16 protein-coding genes and 1 pseudogene are annotated in these 24,778 nt (G+C 34.5%); 10 read left to right on the top strand and 7 right to left on the bottom strand.

Annotated elements, in window-relative coordinates; all coding sequences use genetic code 11:
* The first annotated feature begins 674 nt into the window (after positions 1-674).
* From leuC to OZP07_RS01735, 10 genes and pseudogenes are all read left to right on the top strand, one after another.
* The gene (leuC, locus tag OZP07_RS01780) at positions 675-2,069 is read left to right on the top strand and encodes a 3-isopropylmalate dehydratase large subunit (protein WP_281637072.1); all 1,395 of its coding nucleotides are present in this window, start codon (positions 675-677) and stop codon (positions 2,067-2,069) included.
* A 153-nt stretch (positions 2,070-2,222) separates the two neighbouring features.
* Complete coding sequence (gene leuD / locus OZP07_RS01775; protein ID WP_281637071.1) at positions 2,223-2,819, top strand: 3-isopropylmalate dehydratase small subunit; 597 nt, start codon at positions 2,223-2,225, stop codon at positions 2,817-2,819.
* A gap of 79 nt (positions 2,820-2,898) precedes the next feature.
* Entirely contained in the window at positions 2,899-3,198 is a 300-nt protein-coding gene (locus OZP07_RS01770) for an antibiotic biosynthesis monooxygenase family protein (RefSeq protein ID WP_281637070.1), read from the top strand.
* A 14-nt stretch (positions 3,199-3,212) separates the two neighbouring features.
* Positions 3,213-4,001 (top strand): methyltransferase domain-containing protein, encoded by a 789-nt coding sequence (locus OZP07_RS01765; RefSeq protein ID WP_194640433.1) that lies wholly within the window; start codon positions 3,213-3,215, stop codon positions 3,999-4,001.
* Between the two features lie 268 nt (positions 4,002-4,269).
* Positions 4,270-5,790: an alpha-isopropylmalate synthase regulatory domain-containing protein gene (locus tag OZP07_RS01760; protein WP_194640434.1), complete on the top strand. Its 1,521-nt coding sequence runs from the start codon at positions 4,270-4,272 to the stop codon at positions 5,788-5,790.
* Positions 5,791-5,956: 166 nt separating this feature from the next.
* Entirely contained in the window at positions 5,957-7,018 is a 1,062-nt protein-coding gene (gene leuB / locus OZP07_RS01755; protein WP_194640435.1) for a 3-isopropylmalate dehydrogenase, read from the top strand.
* Between the two features lie 107 nt (positions 7,019-7,125).
* A complete protein-coding gene (locus OZP07_RS01750) occupies positions 7,126-7,659 on the top strand; it encodes a helix-turn-helix domain-containing protein (RefSeq protein ID WP_281637069.1) in 534 nt (177 codons plus the stop codon).
* Positions 7,660-7,769: 110 nt separating this feature from the next.
* Positions 7,770-8,093 (top strand): annotated as a pseudogene (locus OZP07_RS01745) (IS3 family transposase); the annotation flags it as partial.
* A gap of 60 nt (positions 8,094-8,153) precedes the next feature.
* Positions 8,154-8,609 carry an IS200/IS605 family transposase gene (tnpA, locus tag OZP07_RS01740; protein ID WP_194644296.1) on the top strand — a complete coding sequence of 152 codons (456 nt, stop codon included), beginning with the start codon at positions 8,154-8,156 and terminating at the stop codon, positions 8,607-8,609.
* Between the two features lie 34 nt (positions 8,610-8,643).
* Positions 8,644-9,045 (top strand): IS3 family transposase, encoded by a 402-nt coding sequence (locus OZP07_RS01735; protein WP_432419572.1) that lies wholly within the window; start codon positions 8,644-8,646, stop codon positions 9,043-9,045.
* 309 nt (positions 9,046-9,354) lie between these two features.
* Here the strand turns inward: OZP07_RS01735 and OZP07_RS01730 are convergent, their stop codons facing one another.
* From OZP07_RS01730 to OZP07_RS01700, 7 genes are all read right to left on the bottom strand, one after another.
* Entirely contained in the window at positions 9,355-11,058 is a 1,704-nt protein-coding gene (locus OZP07_RS01730) for a RagB/SusD family nutrient uptake outer membrane protein (protein ID WP_228520808.1), read from the bottom strand.
* Positions 11,059-11,145: 87 nt separating this feature from the next.
* Positions 11,146-14,325, bottom strand: a complete 3,180-nt coding sequence (locus OZP07_RS01725; protein ID WP_281637067.1) for a SusC/RagA family TonB-linked outer membrane protein — start codon at positions 14,323-14,325, stop codon at positions 11,146-11,148.
* A 20-nt stretch (positions 14,326-14,345) separates the two neighbouring features.
* Positions 14,346-15,815 (bottom strand): fasciclin domain-containing protein, encoded by a 1,470-nt coding sequence (locus tag OZP07_RS01720; RefSeq protein ID WP_281637066.1) that lies wholly within the window; start codon positions 15,813-15,815, stop codon positions 14,346-14,348.
* 40 nt (positions 15,816-15,855) lie between these two features.
* Positions 15,856-17,607: a fasciclin domain-containing protein gene (locus OZP07_RS01715; protein WP_281637065.1), complete on the bottom strand. Its 1,752-nt coding sequence runs from the start codon at positions 17,605-17,607 to the stop codon at positions 15,856-15,858.
* Positions 17,608-17,621: 14 nt separating this feature from the next.
* A complete protein-coding gene (locus OZP07_RS01710) occupies positions 17,622-19,121 on the bottom strand; it encodes a RagB/SusD family nutrient uptake outer membrane protein (RefSeq protein WP_281637064.1) in 1,500 nt (499 codons plus the stop codon).
* A 16-nt stretch (positions 19,122-19,137) separates the two neighbouring features.
* Complete coding sequence (locus OZP07_RS01705; RefSeq protein WP_281637063.1) at positions 19,138-22,425, bottom strand: SusC/RagA family TonB-linked outer membrane protein; 3,288 nt, start codon at positions 22,423-22,425, stop codon at positions 19,138-19,140.
* Positions 22,422-24,644, bottom strand: coding sequence for a fasciclin domain-containing protein (locus OZP07_RS01700; RefSeq protein WP_281637062.1), 2,223 nt, complete (start codon positions 24,642-24,644; stop codon positions 22,422-22,424). The genes OZP07_RS01705 and OZP07_RS01700 overlap by 4 nt, the downstream gene beginning before the upstream one ends.
* Positions 24,645-24,778 lie beyond the last annotated feature (134 nt).

Below are 24,778 nucleotides of genomic sequence, written 5' to 3'. Positions count from 1 at the left end.
TTTCTAAAATTACAAAAAGTGAATTTCAAAATTAGGGATTTTTTTGGGGTATTCCAGCTTAATTTATCAACAAACAATTTATAAAATGCATAACTCAATATGTGAAAATTAGCACGCAAAAAACACTTACAGATTAGCTTATTTTTTGTATCTTAAATAAATCTACATCCCTTTCAAAAAACAATAAAACTTCTTATAAATTTTCTTAAAAAACCAAAATATCTCCTTTTTGGATGTCGTAGTATTTTTTCAAAAAAAATCATTTTTATTAATAATATTTCCTTTAAAAAAGACAAAATTACTTTGTCAAAAATAGAACATAAACCAAAATTCACAACCGGCATTTGTTACTATTTTATTTTAAAATGTTATATTTTTTAAACCAAAAACCGCTATTTTATAACACAATAGCGATAAATTTGCCAATTATTAAAAACAACAGTAAACCTAGTGTTAGTTATTCGATTTAAAAAAAAGTATCGGCTATAGTAAATAGTACACTTTCTAAAATAAAGCAGTAAAAGTTTGCTGTCCAAAATACAGAAATGTTTGGGTATCGTATAAAACCAAATATGGCAATTGACGGCAATATAACTTTTTTTTACTTTTGAACTTCTATTATAATTACACCAAAGTTTCTGTGGTTATACCAATTACAATTAAAAAAAAACAAAATGAGTAAGACATTATTTGACAAAGTATGGGATTCACATGTAGTGCGTAAAATTGAAGATGGGCCAGATGTGTTTTTTATTGACCGCCATTTCATTCATGAAGTTACGAGCCCTGTTGCATTTTTAGGATTAAAATCCAGAAACGTAAAGGTTTTATACCCAGAACGTACTTTTGCTACTGCCGATCACAATACACCAACTATAAACCAGCATTTACCTGTTGCTGATGCACTTTCTGCCAATCAATTACAGGCATTGGAAGATAATTCAGCTGAATACGGAATTTCTCACTGGGGATTGGGTCATCAAAAAAATGGAATTGTACACGTAGTAGGTCCAGAAAACGGAATTACTTTGCCAGGTGCAACTATTGTTTGTGGGGATTCACACACTTCTACTCACGGTGCTTTTGGAGCGATTGCTTTTGGTATTGGAACTTCTGAGGTTGAAATGGTACTTTCTACTCAATGTATTATGCAGCCTAAGCCAAAGAAAATGCGTATCAACGTAAATGGTAAATTAAGCAAAGGTGTGGGACCAAAAGACGTTGCTCTTTATATTATTGCTCAATTGACTACTTCTGGAGGTACAGGATATTTCGCTGAATATGCAGGAAATGTATTCGAAGAAATGACAATGGAAGGCCGTATGACGGTTTGTAATCTAAGTATCGAAATGGGTGCCCGTGGAGGTATGATTGCTCCTGACCAGACTACTTTTGATTTCCTTGAAGGAAGATTATATGCTCCTAAAGGTGAAGCTTGGACTAAAGCAGTTGAATACTGGAAAACGTTGAAAACCGATGCTGATGCTATTTTTGATGCTGAATTAAACATCAAAGCGGAAGATATCGAACCAATGATTACTTATGGTACAAATCCTGGAATGGGAATTGGCATCACTAAACATATTCCAAACGCTAACCAAGTAGAAGGCGGTGAGGAAACTTATAAAAAATCGTTAGCTTATATGGGCTTTCAGGAGGATGATGTAATGATCGGTAAACAAATCGATTATGTTTTCTTGGGAAGCTGTACAAACGGACGTATTGAAGATTTTAGAGCTTTCGCTGAAATTGTAAAAGGCCGTAAAAAAGCAGACAACGTTACTGCTTGGTTAGTTCCAGGTTCTCACGTAGTTGAAGCACAAATTAAAGAAGAAGGTATTTTGGATATTTTAACTGATGCAGGATTTGTATTGCGTCAGCCAGGATGTTCTGCTTGTTTGGCAATGAATGATGATAAAGTTCCTGCTGGGAAATATGCAGTAAGTACTTCCAACAGAAACTTCGAAGGCCGTCAGGGTCCTGGTTCAAGAACGCTTCTTGCGAGTCCAATTATGGCCGCTGCCGCTGCTGTTACTGGAAAATTAACAGATCCTAGAGAGCTTTTTTAAAGGATTTATGAATGCAGATCAACGATTTTTGATTTCAGATTTCGTTAACCGCATCAAAATATTTTAAAATTCAATTTACATTTTACAAAAAACATTAACGATTTTTATTTTAAATCTAAAATCAGAAATCGTTAATCAAAAATCAAAAATCAAATGGCATACGATAAATTTAATATCCTTACCAGTAGTGCAGTGCCACTACCGATAGAAAACGTAGATACAGATCAAATCATCCCAGCCCGTTTCCTGAAAGCTACAAAGCGTGAAGGTTTTGGAGACAACCTTTTCCGTGACTGGAGATACAATGGAGACGATACTCCGAAAGCAGATTTCGTTTTAAACGATTCAACTTACTCAGGAAAAATCTTGGTTGGAGGAAAAAATTTTGGTTCAGGTTCCTCTCGTGAGCACGCTGCATGGGCAGTTTACGATTACGGATTCCGTGCTGTTGTTTCTTCATTCTTTGCAGATATTTTCAAAGGAAACTGTCTGAACATTGGTGTTTTGCCAGTACAGGTAAGCCCTGAATTTGCTGAGACAATTTTCAAAGCAATCGAAGCTGATCCAAAAACAGAATTGGAAATTAACTTACCAGCACAGACTATTACTTTATTAAGTACTGGCGAAAAAGAATCTTTCAATATCAACGGATACAAAAAGAACAATATGATCAACGGATTTGATGATATTGATTATTTACAGAATATTAAAGAAGATATTGTAGCTTTTGCTGACAAACTTCCTTACTAAGATTATAAAAATTACAGGTTAATTTTAATAACACCCGACAGGTTTTAAAAAATCTGTCGGGTTTATAAATAAAATACATATGGTTTTAGAAGTGGCTGTTCTACAGGTAATCAAAGGAGAAGAAGTTCATTTTGAAAAAGATTTTACCATTGCCAGTCAATATATACAGTCCATTCCAGGTTATTTAAATCATAGTTTAAGAAAATCTATCGAGGAAGAAAACAAATATTTATTGTTGGTTGATTGGGAAAAATTAGAAGATCATACCATTGGATTTAGAGAATCCGAAGCGTATTTAGAATGGAAAAAATTGTTGCATCCTTATTATAATCCGTTTCCGGTTGTAGAACATTATGAAATGGTTTTGGAGAATAAATAGCATTTTTAAGACAAATGAAAGCTAACAAACATATCCAAAGAGACGGACAGGAATCTACTAAGGTATTTGATAGAAGCCTTGCCAATGATTACAGGCATTTGTCTTCTATTCTGAAACCAGGGATGAAAGTTCTGGATATTGGATGTGCTACTGGTTTTATTTCAAAAGATATTGCAAACATAGTTGGCGAAAACGGAAAAGTCACTGGAATTGATAACACCGAAAGTTTGATTTTAAATGGACGTGAATTACATAAAGAAGTAACTAATCTGGAATTAATTCATATTGATTTATTCGATTTTAATCCTGAAGAAAAATTTGATTTAATCGTTTCAGCAAGAACGCTGCAATGGCTGAATAATCCGAAAGAGGCTTTAGTAAAAATGAAATCGTTGCTGAAACCAAATGGTCAGATTTCGATTTTGGACTATGATCATACAAACTTAAACTGGAATCCTTTGCCTCCGGAAAGCATGCAGGAATTTTATAATATATTCTTGAAATGGAGACAGGACGCCGGAATGAACAATAGAATTGCAGAAGATTTGCCAGCTTTATTAGAAGAAGTAGGCTTTCATTCGGTTGAAAAAATCAATTCGGATGAGTTTTATACCAAAGTAAGAGAAGATTACAAATCGAAAATAGGTATTTGGTCTAAAGTTGCCGGTTCACCTCAAATGGTGGAAGAAGGTTATTTAGACAATGATTTGCGATTAAAAGCAATTGAAGAATATAATCATTGGGTAGAAACGGAAGCGATTTCGATGACAATGAAATTAAATGAAGTGCGAGGCAGAATATAATATTTAATCAATAAATTCTCTTCGGACGACCGCGTGAGGGATTGAAGCGGAAATCCTTTTTTATAAAATGGAGCTTGGAATTTTATAAAAAAGATTGCAGCGTAAAGCCCGACAGCAATAAAAAACGGCTATGTACAAAGTAGCTTTTGCCGTTTTTGTATTGGTGGCACGCCTAAAGAATTATAAAAAACAAATCTGTTAAAGCTCGACATAAGGCTTTTGACAACCAAAATTGACACAAAAAATATAAGTCAATAATTAAACAATAATGGAAAAAAGAAAAATTGAAATAATGGATACGACGCTTCGAGATGGTGAACAAACCTCGGGAGTATCCTTTTCGGCAGCAGAAAAATTAACCATTGCGCAATTATTGCTTGAAGAATTACATATTGACCGTATTGAAATTGCATCGGCTCGTGTGAGCGAAGGTGAATTTCAAGGGGTAAGCGGCATCATGTCATGGGCCGCAGAAAAAGGCTATACGAATCGTATCGAAGTATTGGCTTTTGTAGATGGCGGCATTTCTATCGAATGGATGAAAAAAGCGGGAGCGAAAGTACAGAATCTTTTGACGAAAGGTTCTTTGAACCATTTGACTCATCAGTTAAAAAAAACACCTGAACAGCATTTTTCCGAAATTGCACAGTCTATTGCATTGGCAAATGAAAACGGAATTGCTACTAATGTATATCTTGAAGACTGGAGTAATGGCATGCGTAATTCTCCAGAATATGTTTTTCAATATTTAGATTTTTTAACGACTCAGCCTATCAAAAGAATATTGCTGCCTGATACTTTGGGAGTTTTGATTCCATCAGACACTTTCGAATTTATTTCAAAAATTACCTCAAAATACCCTAACATACATTTTGATTTTCACGCACACAACGATTATGATCTGAGTGTTGCTAATGTGATGGAAGCCATAAAAGCAGGTATCAGCGGACTGCATGTTACTGTAAACGGAATGGGAGAACGTGCTGGAAATGCACCGCTGGAAAGTACGGTTGCGGTGATTAATGATTTTATTCCAGAGGTGAAAATCAATATTAAAGAATCGTCCTTATACTCGGTAAGCAAACTGGTTGAGACTTTTACAGGTTATAGAATCCCTGCCAACAAACCTATCGTTGGCGACAATGTTTTTACACAAACTGCAGGAATTCATGCAGATGGAGACAATAAAAACAATTTATATTTTAATGATCTGCTTCCAGAACGTTTTGGGAGAAAACGAAAATATGCTTTAGGAAAAACATCAGGCAAAGCCAATATCGAAAAAAATCTGCAGGAATTAGGATTAAAACTAAACCCTGAAGATTTGAAATTAGTTACTCAGAGAATAATTGAACTGGGCGACAAAAAAGAAACAGTTACCAAAGAAGATCTGCCATACATCATTTCAGATGTTTTGGACAGCCAGACGTATAAGGAAAAAGTTGTAGTGGAATCGTATTTATTATCTCATGCCAAAGGACTGCGCCCTTCGACAACACTCTGCCTAAAAATTGACGGTGAAGTTTTTGAAGAAAGTGCACAGGGTGATGGTCAGTTTGATGCTTTTATGAATGCACTTTCAAAAATATATAAAGGCAGAAAAATGACTCTGCCAAAACTGATCGATTATGTAGTTCGCATACCTCCTGGAAGCAGCTCGGATGCTTTGTGCGAAACGATTATCACTTGGACAGACAACGAAAAGAAATTTAAAACAAGAGGATTAGATTCAGACCAGACTGTGGCTGCAATCATTGCAACACAAAAAATGCTGAATGTGATTCATTAAAAAAGTTGCTAAGTTACCAAGATTGTAAGTTGCTAAGATTTTCTAAACTTTCTTAAAATATTGGTAATTAAGTAACGTATACAACTATAAAACTAAAAAATATTTAAAAAAGACTAAGCAAAAAACTTAGAATCTTTGTAACTCAGAAACTTAAAACTTAAAAAAAATGAAATTCAACATTGCCCTTTTAGCCGGAGACGGAATCGGACCAGAAGTAGTTAACGAAGCAGTTAAAGTATCTGATGCTATTGCTAAAAAATTCAACCATGAAATCACTTGGACTCCAGCACTTACTGGAGCTTGTGCTATTGATGCTGTTGGAGTGCCTTACCCAGATGAGACTCACGAAGTTTGTATGGCTGCCGATGCTGTTCTTTTTGGAGCTATCGGACACCCAAAATATGATAATGATCCAAGCGCGCCGGTAAGACCAGAGCAAGGTTTGTTATTGATGCGTAAAAAATTAGGTTTGTTTGCTAATGTACGTCCGACTTTTACTTTCCCTTCTTTGATTGACAATTCTCCATTAAAAAGAGAAAGAATCGAAGGAACGGATTTAGTTTTCCTAAGAGAATTAACCGGCGGAATCTATTTTGGTGAAAAAGGAAGAAAAGACGGCGGAGACACTGCTTTTGACAACTGTGTATACACTAGAGCTGAAGTACAGCGTTTGGCTAAAAAAGGATTTGAACTGGCTATGACGCGTTCAAAAAAATTATGCTGTGTGGACAAAGCAAACGTACTAGAAACTTCCCGTTTGTGGAGAGAAACAGTACAAGCTATGGAAAAAGATTACCCAGAAGTTACCGTTTCTTACGAGTTTGTTGATGCTGTTGCAATGCGTTTGGTACAATGGCCAAACTCTTATGATGTATTGATTACTGAAAACTTGTTCGGAGATATTTTAACTGATGAAGCGTCTGTGATTTCAGGCTCTATGGGATTAATGCCGTCTGCATCTGTTGGAGAGCATACTTCTCTTTATGAGCCAATTCATGGTTCTTACCCGCAAGCAACTGGATTGAATATTGCTAATCCATTGGCAACTGTTTTATCTGCTGCCATGATGTTTGAAGACGCTTTCGGATTAAAAGACGAAGCTGAAGCCATCAGAGCTGTTGTAAACAAGTCATTAGAACAGGGAATTGTTACTGAAGATTTGGCTGGAAAAGGTGCAAAAGCATATTCAACCAGCGAAGTTGGTGACTGGTTAGTTGCTAATCTATAATAATATATTGTGCGTAGAAATGCACTGCCATATATTTCTAGATAACAAAGAGGCTGTTCCTAAATGCACTGCCCCCAAAAAGTTAGACACTATTTGGGGGCATTTTTATGGAAAGAAAAGTCAAGTATGGTTATGAATTTAAACTTCGATGTGTAAATGAGGTTTTAAAAAAGCATCAAGCAATAACTGTTGTCGCAAAAGAAAATGGTATTGGGAAAACTGGTCTTAAAGATTGGATTAGTCGCTATCTTGAATTTGGCAACAAAGGTCTTTTGCCAATACAAAAAAATAAAAATTATAGCGCAGAGTTTAAATTAAAAGTTCTAAAAACTATTAAAAACAAGTCATTATCTTTGAGTAAAGCTTGTTTGTTGTTCAATATTCCGTCAAGTGCAATGATAAGACGTTGGCAAATTCGTTATACTGAAGAAGGTTTAACAGGCTTAAAACCTAAAGCCAAAGGCAGACCAATTGTTATGAATTTTAAAAGAAAACAAAGAAAAACAGACAAACCTTTAACAAGAGAAGAAGAACTATTAAAGGAATTAGAGTATCTGCGAGCAGAAAACGAAATTCTAAAAAAGTTCAATGCCTTAGTTCAAGCCGAACAAGCCAATCAAAACAAAAAGCTAAAACCATAACGGAATTAAGGCATAAATATGATTTAGATCTTTTACTAAATTGTATAAATATGGTTAGAAGTACATATTATTACTATGAAAAGAAATGTCAGTCAATAGATAAATATCAAGAGATAAAGCAATTAATTAAACAGATTTTCAACCATCATAAAGGCAGATTAGGTTACAGGCGAATTACTTTATTGATCAAACAAAAAGGCATAGTAATTAATCACAAAACTGTACTGCGTCTAATGAAAGTTTTAGGATTAAAGAGTTTAATACGAATCAAGAAATATAAATCATATAAAGGAGAACAAGGGAAGATTGCCCCAAATATATTACAGCGTAATTTTAAGGCTGTTAAACCTAATGAAAAATGGGCAACAGATATCACTGAATTTAGCGTCTCAGGAAGTAAATTGTATCTCTCTCCAATTATTGATTTATTTAATCAAAAGAATTCCTCGAGGCTCTGCCTCGGGGTGATGCGCAAAGATTAGTATATTTGTTTGATGAGTGAACATATTTTCAAACGGCATAATAAAAGCTTGTTGCTTTATCATTTGGTTTGTCCGATAAAATATCGAAGAAATGTTTTATCGGAGGATGTAGAACTGAGTTTGGTAGAAGTTTGTAGAAATATTTCGGAACGATATGAAATTCATTTTGTTGAGATAGGAGCAGATGAAAATCATGTACATTTTTTGATACAAAGCGTGCCAAAGATTTCTGTTGAAATTATTGTCAGGACAGTAAAAAGTATTACAGCAAAAGAGCTCTTTCGTTTACATCCAGAAGTTAAAAGTAAGTTATGGGGAGGTAATTTTTGGACGAGTGGATATTATGTAAATACGGTTGGTCAGTATGGTAATGAGAATGTGATTCAGAAATACATTCAAAATCAAGGAGAAGAAAAGACTGTTTACAAATCGTTTAACAAAAATCAGCTACGGTTGTCTTTTGAGTAATGCGATACCTCGAGGCTCTGCCTCGGGGTAATTCATTGGAGAAATAATAAGTTATGAATTATCTGAGAAACCCCATTTTAATCAAATAGTCAATATGCTTAAAAAATCATTTAGGAAAATATCAAATAACACAAATTTGATCTTGCACTCAGATCAAGGATGGCAATACCAAATGAAACAATATCAGTATTTATTAAAGCAAAAAGGAATTAAACAAAGCATGTCTAGAAAAGGAAATTGTCTTGACAATGCTATTATTGAAAACTTCTTTGGAATCCTGAAATCTGAACTTTTTTATCTTAAAAAATACAGCTCTATTAATCAATTGAAACAAGAAATAATCGAATATATAGATTACTATAATAATGAGAGAATAAAACTTAATCTAAAAGGAATGAGCCCGATACAATATCGAGCTCATTATTATCAAAATTAATTATAAATTCGTCTAAACTTTTGGGTGCAGTCTATAAAAGAACAGCCTTTTGTTTTGTCATAAAGCCATACAATCGAACATACAGAATTTTAAATCACTAAAATTTTATTGTTTGTTATTCCAAAAAATCATTGACCTAAATGAAATATATGCCGTCAAAAAAGACAAGAATATTATACCACCACACTAAACTACATTAAAATTATTATCACATGTTTTTAAATACAAAACCTTAGCTGTAATATTAAATCACAACTAAGGTTTTTCGGTACAGAAAATTTAAAAATATGGACAGGTTAAATCATGAAATTATTTCCAAGTAAATGGCAGGTACCAGTTATTAATATTCATTAATTTAGCTCGAACTTCTGCGGCATGAGTATTTCCTTCTTTATCTAATTTATCATACACTTTATCTGCTAAAAAGGCTGGATTATTTCTGCGTAATGAAATACGAACTAAATCTTCCCAACGGTTACCTTCATAAGCAAGTGAAAGTGCGGCTTCATCGATGATATTATTTTCAATAGATGTTAAACTATCTGTCAAAACAACAGCAGCGTTTGGTAAATTTGCGCGGCCTCTAACACCTGTCCCACGATACCAGTTACCTCTATAATAAGGATGTTCTCCTTGACGGGCATCAAAATCATAAGGAAAAGATCTTTGGTTTTTTCCTGGTACGACCGTATTCATAGCATTAGTTACATCATCCGCACTAACGGAAAGATTTCCACGATTAAAAGCACGCAGTATCCCATTATTTAAAATTGCATCAGCAATTCTATACTGATTATCTCTATTAGCTGCTTCTGCATAACGCAGATGCAATTTTTCGGCGCGGTATAAGAACCAATCTCCATCTGTTTTAAAAACATCGGCTGCAGCTTCATACTTGTAAAGGTATTTCATGATAACAGGATCATTACCTACCATTTTATAAGTCATTTTTGAACCGCGTGCATCATATGGAATACCATTACTTTGTGTATTACTTTTCCAAAGATTTATTGCTCTTTGAGATGGTTTTGCTAAATATTGACCTCCAGTTTTTGAAAAAATAGCTATAAATGGGTTTTTTGGTGCAAATCTACTGTCAAAAGGCAGTGACCAAATCCATTCTGAATTCCATGTTGCATCTCTAGTTCTAGAAAACATAGATCTCCATCCCTGCGTATCTGAATTAATCAATGCTGAAGCATCTTGTGCTTGCCCGGTTGGATATGCAACTGTAAAATCAGAGTATGTAACGCGATATATTTGATAAAGATCATTACTGCTTGGTCTCCATGAAGCTGTTTCCATTACGGTTTTGTAATGCTCAGCAGCTTGACGATAGTTGCCTTTCCAAAGTTGTAAATCACCTAACAAACATTGCTTGTTAATAAAGAGTCTATCTGTATAAAAACCATCAACAGTTGTTAATAAGCTGCTGGTAGAATCATATAAATCTTTATACTGCAATGCTTCTGTAAACTTAACAAGTTCTTCAAGAAGTTTATTAAAAGAAAGTCTTGGGTGTTTATTGATATCCTTAACATCCTCTAATGATGTTATAGGCTCAGTAATATAAGGAACAGTACCATATTGAATTCCTAACTGTAAATAAATCCAGGAACGGATACAGGCGATATCGGCATAACGCTGATCGTATTGTGATTGTGTAAATTTCTTTTCAGCAACCATAATATCAAAATTTTTAAGGGCATCATTACAGCTTTGAATAACCTCGTAAAAATCTTTTGGATTTACATAAGGGTTCTCTGCTGAAATATTTTGCTCTGAAAGTTCTTTTAAATAGGGATCTGAATTACCGGTTGTGGTCATTAGGTCTGCGCGCATTTCATTAAGCATAACGTATTTGCCTGCAAGTCCCATAAACTTACCATATATCCCAATAACTGCAGCATCGGCATCATATACATTGCGGTACATCTGCTCGTCAACAAGTTTATCCTGAGGCTGTACATCCAGATATTCTTCGCAAGAGCTTAGGCTAAGAAGTAGTGCCATCCCCAATAAGAAAGTTTTGGCAACCTTTTTTGTTTTTTTTCTGATTATTGTCATCATCGATCTGTTCTCTATGTTGTAAAAATAATTTTAAAGTCCTAAACGTAATCCAAGCTGGTAACTTGTAAACTGAGGAACCAAACCTACATCTGCTCCTTGACCAAAAATGGATGAAGTAGCGCTAAATTCAGGATCGAATCCTAGATATTTAGTAAAAGTCAGCAAGTTATTTGCAGTAGCATACAGCTGAATATACTTAACGTGCTTACTGTCATTCACAGGCACATCATAGCCTATCACTAAGTTTTTTAGCCTTAAGTAAGAACCGTCTTCAATCCATCTGTCTGAAAATACTGCATTACCCATTGGATCTCCCCAAACTGCTTTTGGAATATCTGTCTGCTGACCTTCAGCTCTCCAGCGGTTTGCAACAGCAGCGCTTTGATTTTCATAACCGCTCATTTTTTCAAGATTGTAACGCACTCCATTATAAAGGTCATTACCAGCTGAAAAATTAAATAAAGCTTTTAGACTAAATCTTTTATAGGTAAAATCAGTATTGAAACTTCCTGTTACCGCTGCATTTGGATTACCAATAACCACACGGTCTTTATCATCAATAATTTTGTCTCCATTAACATCAGTAAAACGCATATCACCTCCGCCAAAAGGAACTAAATCACCATTTGTTAAACGCTTTGACAATCCAGTTGCAACAGCTTCTGCAGTAGTACTATAAACTCCATTACTTCTTAATCCATAAAATAAGTTCGCATCTTTACCTTCTGATGTTAAATAAGCAGCACCGCCAAATTCTGTTAGAATATCGCCGCTTGGTAAACTCTGCACCTCATTATTATAGTGGCTTACTTTAAATCCAAAGTCAAAAGTAAAATCTGGAGTATTAACTACACGGGCATTCATGCCTAATTCAACCCCATAGGTGCGCATTGCACCGCTATTAGACTCTACGGAATCAAATCCATTTTCAGCAGCAGTTTTTTCATAAACAATCATATTAGATGTTTTGTTTGAAAACACATCAAAACTACCATTAATACGTTCTTTATACACTCCGAAATCTACTCCTAAATTCGTTTTTAAAACTGTCTCCCATTGTAAGTTAGTGTTTCCTATATTACCTCGAACCAAACCTTGCATTCCTAATAAATTTTGAGAAACATAATAAGTTTGTGCTGTATAATTCCCAATATCGTCATTTCCGCTTGTTCCGAATCCAACTCTTAATTTAAGATAATCTATATCATTTATACCTTTCATAAAATCTTCTGATGAAATCAGCCAAGCTCCAGAAATGGAAGTCATTAATGCATATTTACTTTTTCCAGTTTCCGGATCATCTCCAAAACGGCTTGAACCATCTACAGCATAATTGGCAGTAAGAAAATATTTATTACGGAAATTATAGTTCCCGCTGGCATACATATTTAACCAGTGCCATTCTCCTAATTCTCCTCCTACAACACGCAGCAAACTTGAGCTTGCGGTTACACTAGTAAAATCATCGGTTGAAGAATTGAATCCTAAGCCTAAATCAGTTTCAGTTTTATTGCTTTGAGCCCTAAATCCAAAACGAACATCTAAATTATGATCATTATAAAACTTTTTCATGTAGCTGGCAAAAGTATCTGTATAAAGACCATTATAAGTTTGAACTTCACTTCCAGAGCTGTTTTTACCAACTGCAGTTGGTAAAATAAAATCAGCAACTCCTTTATCAGGTATAAAAAATAATTCTCTTTCTTTATTGAAGCTCAAACCAACTATTGAAGTAATATTCCAAGCTTTGCTTAACTCATAATTGAATTTTAAATTACCAAAAAAGCGGTAGTTATTATTTGTACCAAATCCGTTTGTCAAAATAGCTTTGGGATTACTTACATTAAAATAATCAACATCAGCTAAGTTAGGAGAAAATTCACCTGCGTCACTAACAATGTTTTCTGATAATAAAGGAGATTTAGTTAGTGCTAAATAGAGCGGGCTAGTGTTTGAAAATGCTTGATTCCATTGGTTTTGTTGGTTGTTAATAAACGACAGGTTAGCATCAACGCTCAATTTTTCGGTTAATCGTAAAGCGGCATTCAAGCGAACACTGTAACGTTTTGAATCTGTTTTATCGATTATTCCTTTACTGTCAAGATAACCTACAGATAAACCAAACTTTGCAATATCATCGCCTCCGCGAACTTTAAGGAAGTAATTTTGATTAATACTGGATTTAAAAACTTTATCCTGCCAATTGGTCAGATTATGGTATTTGTAATACCCTGGAGAACCAACATTATCATTCATATACGGCAAACTGGCAATTTGCTGTTGTGATAAACCACGTGTAGCTTCTAACTGAGAAAGGTGAGTACGGTAGCCATCAGCATCTAATAAAGGCATTTCATCCGGAGTTTGATTAACTCCTCCATACATCGTGAAATCAATTTTAGTTGATAACTCGGCAGCACGGGTAGTTGTAATATTTATTACTCCATTGGCTCCTTTGGTTCCATATAATGAAGTACCATCTTTCATAATTGTTATGTCTTCGATATCTTTAACATCAATATTCGTTAAAGGAGAAGAATCGTTATTTGCTATGATTCCAGATCCATAATCTTCATCATCATAAATCATTCCATCTACAATAATTAAGGGTCTATTACTTCCATATAATGAATTAAAACCTCTTAAAGCCAAATAACTGCCTGCATTAGGAGCACCTGAATTTTTAATACTGGTTAAACCAGTAGTTCTGCTCTGAAGAAATCCTGCCACAGATTCTGTTACAGGAGCTGACCATTGCTCTTTCTTAAAATTAACTACACTTGCTGCGCTGGTATTATTATACTGCATAAGGTCGCCAGACGGCAAACTCGCATTAAGATAAGTAGGAGAATAATAGGCTTCACTTAATACTATATTCAAACCTGATTTTCTGTTTTTAACAGGGTAAACTTTAGTTTGAAAATCCTGCCCGCTAATAGTAAGCAGTGCCTGTAAATTTGGAACCCGAATTTCAAAACTACCGTCATTATTGGAAATGGCTGCTGAAAATCCTTCGACAGCAATATTGATTCCTGATAAAGCTGTATTGGTTTTTGCACTTTTAACAACACCTTGTACTAAAATTCCCTGTACTTTTTTCTGGGGAACTATTGCAGTTGAATCCTTTGTTGTCTGCGCATACAATTGCGCTTCAAGACCACCAGCAAAAAATAGGCTTACAAGGCAAGTTAGTTTTATAATTTTTAGCATAACTAATTTTTTATAATATATTATTTTTTAACGTCTGGAACAAATTTCAAATAATCAATAGTGAGCGGGTTTTTGGCCACAGTACCAGCCCATAATGTAATCAAATCAATATTTCCAGATTGAGTGATATCAAAACTGCCTAACAAGAATGGGTTATAATCTTTGACCAAAACATCTTTATATCCAAAATCTTTTAAAGGATTTAACACCGAAATTACAATACCCGTTATCTGCAATTTTCCGCCTACTTGCAATCTCTGAGAAATAGGAACAGTTAACTGATCGTTTATTGCGCGCCAATACACCTTATAAGTAGTACTGAACATGTCCTTTGCAGCATAAGTCATATAAAACTGAGCCGCACCGGGAGCTGGCGCCATAATATCGTTATAAGGCAGTCCAGTTGTTGGATCTATCAGTTCGCGAGACGAAAAACTACTGCGGGATCCATTACCATAACCTGTATAAGCTTCTCCTTGGATTACTGTAGGAACTAAACGGTCTGAAAGTTTAACATCAACTTTTTTCATGATGTAAATAATTCCGTTACTTAACTGTATTGGCTCACCTACAATCTGCGTTTGATCTACATCAAACTGAACTCCAAATCTTGATGTTAATGTTTTAGGTAGTTCACTTTTTTTGTAAGCTTTAGGAAAAGCCAAATCTCTAGTCGTGAAATAGCTACTGTAAATTGCCGTTGAATCCTTTTTAGGATCATTTGATGTTTTAGTCAAATACGGTTTCATTTTAGTTACTTCGGCATTGTAACCGGCATCTTCCATTAAGAAAAGGGTATATGAATTTTTCTCATTGTTAAGATTATACACATTTCTTAAATAGGAATTAGATAAAGAATCTGCAAGAAATCCAGTGGCAGCTTTGGCTTTTGCATCAGCATCCTCTTTGTAAATACTGAATTCTTTTAAGTACACTAAATACGCACTCATTGCCGAAGTACCTTTATTAGCATTAATATATTCCCAAATATTTAATTTTGGAGTAAGCGCTTTATTAATAATATGAAACACTCCATTAGCAGCATAATGATCAGCAGTAACAATAGCAGCATCGCCAATAGCTGTACTTCCTTTGAATATTAAATATTTATCATCTAACATTAAGATTTTGTCCTCAGTATTTTTTCTTACCGATGAAAAAGAAGTTAATGCAATGTGATTGGCCACAAATTTTTTAAGCGACTCAGCATCATTGAGTATCGCTGCGTCTACCTTAGCCAGTGCTTCATTAGTAGGTGCGAAAACAGTATAAGTTTTTGAAGCGGCCAAAACTTTATCATAACCTGTTTGGATCAATAATTTCCCAAACTGTGATACTTCAGCTGTATTTGTAATGGCTTCATTAAGCGTAACATCCAGATTGGAATCTCCATTGCTTTCCCTATCATCCCAAGGGTTAGAACAAGAAACTAAAGCTACAGTTAACAAACTAACCAATAGTCTTTTATAATTTAAATTTAATATGATCATTTTTACTTAATTAAGTTTGAACTTATATTCATTTATAATATTAATATCCGCTGTTACCATTATCCCCTTTCGTTGCATCGGTTCTTTGAACAAAACCGCCGCCATAACCAGGTTTAAATTTTGGCCATATCTGATCCATATCTACCGGACGGAATTCAACCATATCAAACCTGTCTGCATCTCCTGCACTACAGCCTGTACATGCATCTGTAACAAACTTAATTTTATGTTTTCCAGTTGTTAATACTTCTACAATACCTACAAATCTAGAATTGAGAGCATCACCCTTAACAAATGGAAATATATGACGTTTGTAACCTTGTGATTCTAATACCCTGTCATTTATACCTGTTGTGGCAACACTAGGGTCATTTGGAAATTCAGTCTGATTGATAATTCTAGAAGTTTGTACCCCATTAAAAAATACCTTTGTATTAGGAGAAGCTTTAGCATGTGCACGATAGGAAACCCAAATTTTATATTTTCCTTTGATAATTACCGGAGTATCGAACTCAATCTCATTCAAACCTCCAGTACCAGTACGGAAACGGAAAATATTCCAAAGATCCCCATTAGCTGCTCCTGAATAAGGCTGCCATGACATAGTATATGTCTTATTTCCTGTCCAAGTAACATTAGCAAGACCTCCAAATACAAAACTGAAAGTTACTCCTGCCGTTTTTCTATAATTAGCAACATTCGCAACCATTTCCGGCTGATTACATAAATCAAAATAAACTGGTGCAGCCACACGTTTTTTAATAGTGAAATGTCCGTCTACATAATGCAGTACCCCATTAGAACAAGTTGTATTACTTGGATCTCTTACTATTGCAACACCCTGCTCTTGTAATCCATTAAAAATATCGTGATTTAATAAAATAGATTGTTTGTCTAATTGAGAGCTAATAACTTCCAGCGGAGCTTTAGTTTCAAACACAGGTGTTATTGCCATGTCACTTAAATAATTTAAATTAGGCAATACATGATACTGTACATATAAATTCAAACTATCAGCTGCTTTAGTTGGATCTTTTAAATGACTGTATCTTTTCTTTAAATCGTCTAAGGTGTTAAAGCCGGCTTTACTTAAAACTTCATTACTTTCTCCTAAAACCGTTAAAAAACTACCAACTTTATTTGCATCATAAACAATAGGCTGATTTAATTTATCATACCATCCTGTAGCTTTTAAAACTTCGGTAAATAATGAAAGATTTTTATCGGCTTCAATGCTTTGTGCTATTGTTTTGTCTGCAACACGCAGTACTTTATCAATAGCATGAATAATTCCATTACCCGCGATTATGTTTGAAACTACAATATTTGATGTCTTATTAACAGTTTCACTAGAAACGCCATTGACAACAATATTTCCAGTTATTAAAAATTGCCCCTGTAAACTCGGTGTTGGGATTTTTCCATCTGTAAATGAAGTAGTTGCTATGGTTTTGTCTAAAATATGCAGTTTAGCTATTTTTTTCAAATCTTCTACAGGAACTTCTTTTAATGAACTAACTCCCAAATCCTTTAAATACTGTTTTACGGCATCATTAGTCGGAAGAAATAATGTAAAAGTCCCATACGTATTCATGTAGGAAGCATAATTCGTTATATCCAGAATTTCTAAAAACATAGAGTAGTCTGGATTCTGTCTTAAATATTCGGTGATATTAGGAGTTTTATCAGTGCCTTCTTTTATTTTTTGCTCAGTACAGTTTTGAAATATCAGAACAATCAAAAACACTAAAGTAAGTCTCAAGAAGCTAGGTAATCTTAATAATCTTTTCATGTCTTATTTATTTATTATTTATAAAATGGGTTTTGTACTAGTGCTTTATTAGTATATAGTTCGCCAATATTAACTGGTAAATAATGACTATTAGGATCTTGCAATTTGGCTATAATTGATTGCTGCTGATCGGCTGGAGCATTCTCAACAGCGGCATTAATAAGAATGTCTTTTCGAGCATAGTTGTTTCTTCTGGCAACTCTAAGCATATCGAACCAGCGTTTACCTTCAAAAGCCAATTCACGGGAGCGCTCTGCCAATATATAATCTATAACACCATTTTTACTTGAAGCACCAGGAGACTGAGCTGTCTGAGATATTGCACGGCGTTTTAGCCTAATATCATCAACAATTGCAAGTGCCTCTGCCCCTTGATTTAATTCAGCAAGAGCTTCTGCCTTCAATAGCAGCACATCACCATAACGATAGAGAAACCAGTGGGTATCTGAATCTTGCAAGGCTTTGAAACCTTCACTGTTACCAACGAATTTCCAAATCTGATTTGTTGAAGCTATTATAGAACAATTTTCACCACGAATATCTCTCTTACTTAGATCATCAAAGTCAACTCCAAAAACTTTTTCAGCGACTGTCCCAGAAATCATAAACTGCGGTCTTTGTAAAAAAATACTATAAAAAGGACCTAAGTTTGCTGTTGTATATTGGAATTCAAAAATACTTTCAACAGAATTTCCATTAGCAAAAACCGTATTATACCAAGTACCGTAACTTGTAGATTGGTACAAACTGAATTTTTTAGAATCTACTACCTTATTTGCGGCAACCAGTGCTTCTTGAAAATTATCTGTCCACAAATAAACATCTGCCTGCATCGCATTAATAGCATAAACTGTGATACGTCCTTTATTATATAGATTGGTTCCATAATCTTCTACCGCATAGCTTTCAGCTAATTTAAGATCTTTGATTACCTGAGCAAATATTTCGGCTTGAGGTGAAGCTGCTATCTGAAAATTATCTTGATCGGTTAATGTAGCAGTTAATTTTAAAGGGACATCTCTAAAAGTACGAGCCAGTGTAAAATATAAATAGGCTCTTACTGCTAAAGCTTCAGAAAGAAAATTATTTAATTGACCCTGAGTTAAAGTTGGATCTTTTTGTAAAACAGCTGGTGCCAAATCTATTACAGTATTACAGTAATTAATGGTCCTGTAAAAGGCATCCCAATTTGTTAGGCCATTAGAAGGTGTAATATTTGAGTTCATAATACCTCTTTGGTCATCGCTTGCAAAACTCCCTGGAGCTACCATGTCACCTCTTAAATCTCCATACACGAACAAATACTGGCTTATTGGCAAATCACTTACTCCAGGAGGTGATTGTAATAAGGAAGAATAAATTCCGGCAACTGCGGCTTGAATATCTTCTTTGGTTTGCCAAAATTCAGCACGAATAATTCCGTCCTGCGGTTTTAAATCTAAATAAGAATCACACGAAATTGTGGAGACTAATAAGATGAATATTGATAAAATTGTTTTTATTTTAGTTTGCATAATTCAAATTTTATTATTAGAAACGAACAGAAAGTCCAAGAGTAACACGTTTTGTTGGCGGTGTACTAGAATTATCAATTGCTAAACCAAACGCTCCTTTACTCATATTCACCTCAGGATCTTGTCCTTTATAGTTCGTAAAAGTAAATAGGTTATCTGCAGTTGCATAACAGCTCAATTCAGTAAGTCTTATCTTTTTTATGAAGTTTGCGTTAAATGCGTAGCGGAATGTTACAGAGCGAAGACGAGCAAAAGAAGCGTCTTCAACATAACGATCTGAACCTAACCAATTATACCCCGCTCCAAAAACAGCTCTTGGCATATCTGTTACATCACCAGGATTACGCCATCTCGATAATACAGCTGTGCTTTGATTGCTATATCCATACATATTGGTAGCATACATATCGGCACCATTGATAACATCATAACCCAATCTATAAGTAAAATAAAACAATAAAAAGTATTGGTTTTTATAAGCTAAATTTGGTCCAAAACCTCCAGTAAATTTAGGATTACTATTCCCTAAATAAACTACGTCACGGCTATCAATGTTACCATCATGATTAATGTCTTCATATTTAGAATCTCCAGGCTGAAACACATAATCTGTAAGCGGATAATTAAAACGCATCAAAACTTCTTCACCATTAGGTCCTGTAATTTTATTTCCGCTGGCATCTGTAGCTTTTGTAGCTTCCAAATCTGAATACACTCCTTTAAAACGGTAGCCATAAAATGAACCAAACGGGTTATCAATTTGAAGGAAACGCTTATATTCACCATTTTTATCGGTATTTCCACTTTCACTTGCGTAGTATTCTGAAATTTCTTTAATAGTGTTTTGGTTACTTGAAACATTGAAATTAAAATCAATTTTCCAGTCTTTAGATTTAAAAGGAGTTGTAATAAGATTTACTTCATATCCTGTATTCTGCATTGTCCCTGCGTTTTGGTCAAGAGAGGAATAACCCGAAATACTAGTTACCGCCATATCTTCAAAAATCAAGTCGGTAGTCAAGTTTCTATACAAATCTACATCTAACGACACGCGGTTTTTAAACATTTGAAGGGTAAAACCTAAGTTGGTTCCTTTTAATGTTTCCCAGCGTAAATTACTCAATTCAATATTAGAAGGAATAACCCCATTGAGATCTAGATACTGAGTAGAATAGTTCTTATAAGTATTAAAGTAGCGATAATCCTTTTTAGGAGCCCTGCCAGATTCTCCGTAACTGGCTCTAATACTCAAATCATTAATTGCTGTAACATTTTTCATGAAGGGTTCACCAGAAACTCTCCAACGGCCAGATATAGAAGGAAAATAACCATATCTGTTTTCGGGTCCAAATTTAGAATTTCCATCCACACGCAGACCAGCACTAATAAGATAACGATCTAGTAAGCCGTAGTTCACACTTGCTAAAGCACCAACGCTTCTAGCTTGACTACTACCGCTTGCCAGCTTTAATTCAGAATTTTGAGTTCTTGACGGAACTGATGGATCTGTTAATAAAGACGAAGCAGTATTTGATGTTAATGCTTCATGAGAGCTATACTTATAATCATTGGTCTGCAATGACACTAAAGCTTGCAAAGTCTGATTTTTTCCAATATTTGGCTGATAAACAAGGTTAGTTTTAGTTACAATATTAGAACCGTCAATATCAGCATCTGAAGCTCTATTTACAACAGTTTCTGTAAAAGGCCTTCCGGTGGCATTCTGTGGTAAAAAAGATTTATTTTTTGTACTGCTATAATCAAACTGCAGATCAAATGAAGCATATAACTCTTTAGGAATAATATCAACATTCACGTTAAAATGGGGTGTTATACGATCTACCACTTGATCATTTGTTGCAAATTCTGCCATTGCAACTGGATTATAAGTGCCAGGATAAAGACCTTGAATATTTGAAGCTGGCGTAAAATAATTTGGCGTAAGATTACCCTGCGCATCATATTCATAAATACTCATATTCGGCATTTTAATGTAAGCAACTCCACGCAAAAGATCCTTATCATCACTATTGTTAAAACTATTCACATAATTACGCTGTGTATTAGTATGCGTATAAGAAATATCAGTTCTAAATCGAATACGATCAGAAACAACATAATCTAAATTCAATCTGGTATTTAATCTCTCTAAACCAGTTCCTTTAGTTACACCTTTAGAATTGTAATATCCAACCGAGCTAAAATATCTTGCTTTTTCACCGCCTCCTGATAAAGAAAGAGTATGCTCACCAGTTTTACCGGTTTGCGTAATAGCTCCTATCCAATCTGTATTTTGGCTGTAATTCTTATAATTGTAAACATCCTGAGGATCATATTGAAACTCTTTAATGAACAGCGTATTCAATGGTACACCATTCCTATTCATATATTCTTCTGGGATCAGCTGAGAATATTGATCTCCATTTAACATAGGAACTGTAGGAGGCGTTTTGGCATAAGTTGCTTTATAAGTGTATGAAATTTTTGGAGCACTTACACCTCCGCGTTTAGTAGTAATCAATAAAACCCCGCTGGCGGCACGCGAACCCCACATTGCTGTAGCAGCTGCATCTTTTAAAACAGTTATAGTTTCAATATCTGTAGGGGAAATATTCAATAAAGCAGAATAGCTTTGTTCATCGGCAGTACCAAAGTTGAAATCTGGCGGCACAGCAGTTTCATAAGGCATTCCGTCAACTACAATTAAAGGATCTGAAGATCCAGAAATTGAAGAAGTTCCTCTAATTCTAATCTGCATACCTGCTCCGGGATCACCACTATCTGAGGTAATATCTACACCAGCAAGACGCCCTTGTAATGCCTCATCAATACTTGGTGCCTGGGTGTAAGCTAAGTCCGCAGCGTTTATAGAAACAGAACTAGTAGTTCTATTACGTTCGTCAATTTTCAATAAACCATTATCTGATTTTTTTGAACTGTTTACAATTACTTCATTAAGAGATTCTGTAGTAGAAACTAGTGAAATTTTGATTGATTCTCTTCCTTTAATATCAATACGCTGCGATTTATATCCTATAGTAGAAATAAACAACTTGTTATTTGGATCTTTTACCTTTATAGCGAAATTCCCGTCAATATCCGATATCGCTCCAGAAACAGTACGGTTTTCAGCGTCTTGTTCTGCAATAGTTGCTCCTGGTATACTGAGTTTATCACTTGCGTCAATAACTTGGCCACGAACTAAAAAAGTTTTATTGCCTTGTTGTGCCAAAGCTGGTAAAGCTGCCAGAATAATGTAAGCAAATGTTAAACTGTAAAATATATTTGTAATTTGTTGTCTCATTTTGATTCTCTAAGTTTAAGATAGTTGTCTACTAAATGGATTAAAGACCTGTCTGCTAAATTATTACTGCTTGCTGATATAAAATTAGCAGCCACATTTTCATCTCCGGATTCATCCTTAAACGATAATGTTCTAGCTGTACCATCACTAATTACTGCAACATATGTCTTGTCTCCCTGTCCATTTTTTCTTAAGGTTTCCCATTGTCCAGTTGTCAATCCATCATTTGAAGCCGTTTTATTAGTAATAATATGGTATTGTATAAATTCGGCAACCAAGTCTCTTTCTCCTGTAGTCTGTAAAGCTGGATTAGGTGAAGCTGGAAGAAGTTTAGCCGCAACAGCTCTTGCAATAGCCGCTTTATTTGGGACTATGAAAGTATACGAAGTACCCAGATCTACCCCTTCAATTTTTCCTGTTGCAGCATTAAAAATTTTAGAATTTGCAAGATATTGATAGAAACTATTGTATTCAGTGTTGCTTGCCGCTAAACGTTTAATAACCAAACCTTGAAATTCAGTAGAAAATTGTGGAAAACTATCAACATAATAGGTGATTCCATTTTCCTGTAATTCTTTGCCAATTACTTTCGTTACAGTTCCATTTGCAACATCACCGGCTGCATAAACTTTGTTGTTAGACCATTTAATATACTCACCTGGCAATTCATTATCTCCAGTACGGATAATCCCAGAAGTAGTTGCAATGTTATTCAGTTCCCCATTAGGCGTAAGAACGATACAATTGTAAAAAAGTCTTACTAATCTATTTCTGGCTGCACTTCCGTTTTCAGTTTGTCCTGTTATAGGATTAATGTATACCCATTGCAGAAATCTTGAATCCCAGCTGAAACCAAGAGCTCCTAATACCGTATCAGATGGAAGGAAAATAGTATATTTAATATTTATGTTACTAATCATTTCTTTGATACCAGATCCGTCATTAAATATTTTAGTTGCAAAACTGTATTTAGGATCTAAATAAGCAGAAGTATAAACAGTATAAAATAAATTTGATTTCTGCACTTTGTTGGCACCATAAAAAAATCCGTTACTTAAAACTTTCTTCTCAATAATATCAGTTGCAAAATTAAATGTCAAATCTTCTTTCAAACCATTTGCTAAATCATTCTTTGAAGGCCATAAAGCGCCCTGCACCATGTGTGCATTTATTAAATCCTGAAAAACATACTTTGGTAATTTATCACGAGAAGGATAATTTTTAAGAAGAATTTTGTTTATAAACTCCTCTAAAACACTATTTTCCGGAGCAATAAGCGTATAGGCTTCTGCCTGACCATCATTGTCTTCTGTTTTTATAAAATTTTCATTATTAGGCGAAAATGCCAAAGTAGGATCATACAATTTGACATAAACCTTATCAGATTTACCAGTATAATTATAATATTCTGTAGTAGCCGGCTGATAATAAACATAGCTGGTAAGATTTTCTTCTAATATCTGATGAAACAAGCTGTATTTACTGTTTTGCTCTAGGTACTGATCGATATTCATTAATGGAAGACTTACTTTGTCTACTTCATGAATAACACCATTTTCAGCAACAACATCAGCTTCTAATACTTTTGACTCTAAAACATTAAATCCTGTATACTCTTTTCCTGGATAGAAATAATTAAAATCATAAGAACTTAAATTTTTAGTCTTAAAATATTCATCCGTAAAATAGGTAATATATTTATTGTTATAGTCTCCTGAAACATAACCGCCGTTACGATTAGATCCTACTATAACCATCGGCTGACCGTTAATAGTTTTAGTCACAAAACCATCATAAAAAGCAGTTCTTCTTCTGAATGCATTGTCTGCTACCCATCCTTTTGACGATTGGTAATCAGACAGCCTGTCTTTCATAAAAGCATTATAAACAAGCGCATATTTAACAATTTTAGCAGCAGTAGCATCATCTATTTTAGTTACATCTGAGATACCCTGTTCTTGGAAAAATTTAGCAAAAGCTTCATCATTGGGTGCAAACATGGTCCAATATCCTGCTTTTCCTAAAATATCTTTATAACCCGCCTTTTCAATTAAGGCTGTTAAATTTTTAAAATTCCCTCTTGCTTCCAATTGCTGATAAATAGGATCTTCAAGACCTGCAGGTCGTGCATAGTATTCATCATATACATCGGAACTACAGCCAAAAGATATGGCTAAAAGAGGTATGACAAGTAAATAGTAGTGTAATTTTTTCTTCATTTTTAGATAAAATTGCTGATAAATATTTATACTTTTTTTAACTTTTTTAATTATTTCTTAACGATCAAATATACATGTTCACCTACCTCAGACTATCCTGTCCCGTCCTGTAAATTTTAATTATTTTTTTATTA

The organism is Flavobacterium marginilacus (assembly GCF_026870155.1).
In the GTDB taxonomy this organism is placed as follows: domain Bacteria; phylum Bacteroidota; class Bacteroidia; order Flavobacteriales; family Flavobacteriaceae; genus Flavobacterium; species Flavobacterium marginilacus.
The sequence above is the reverse complement of the archived record's forward strand: the minus strand, read 5'-3'. Positions and strand labels throughout refer to the sequence as shown.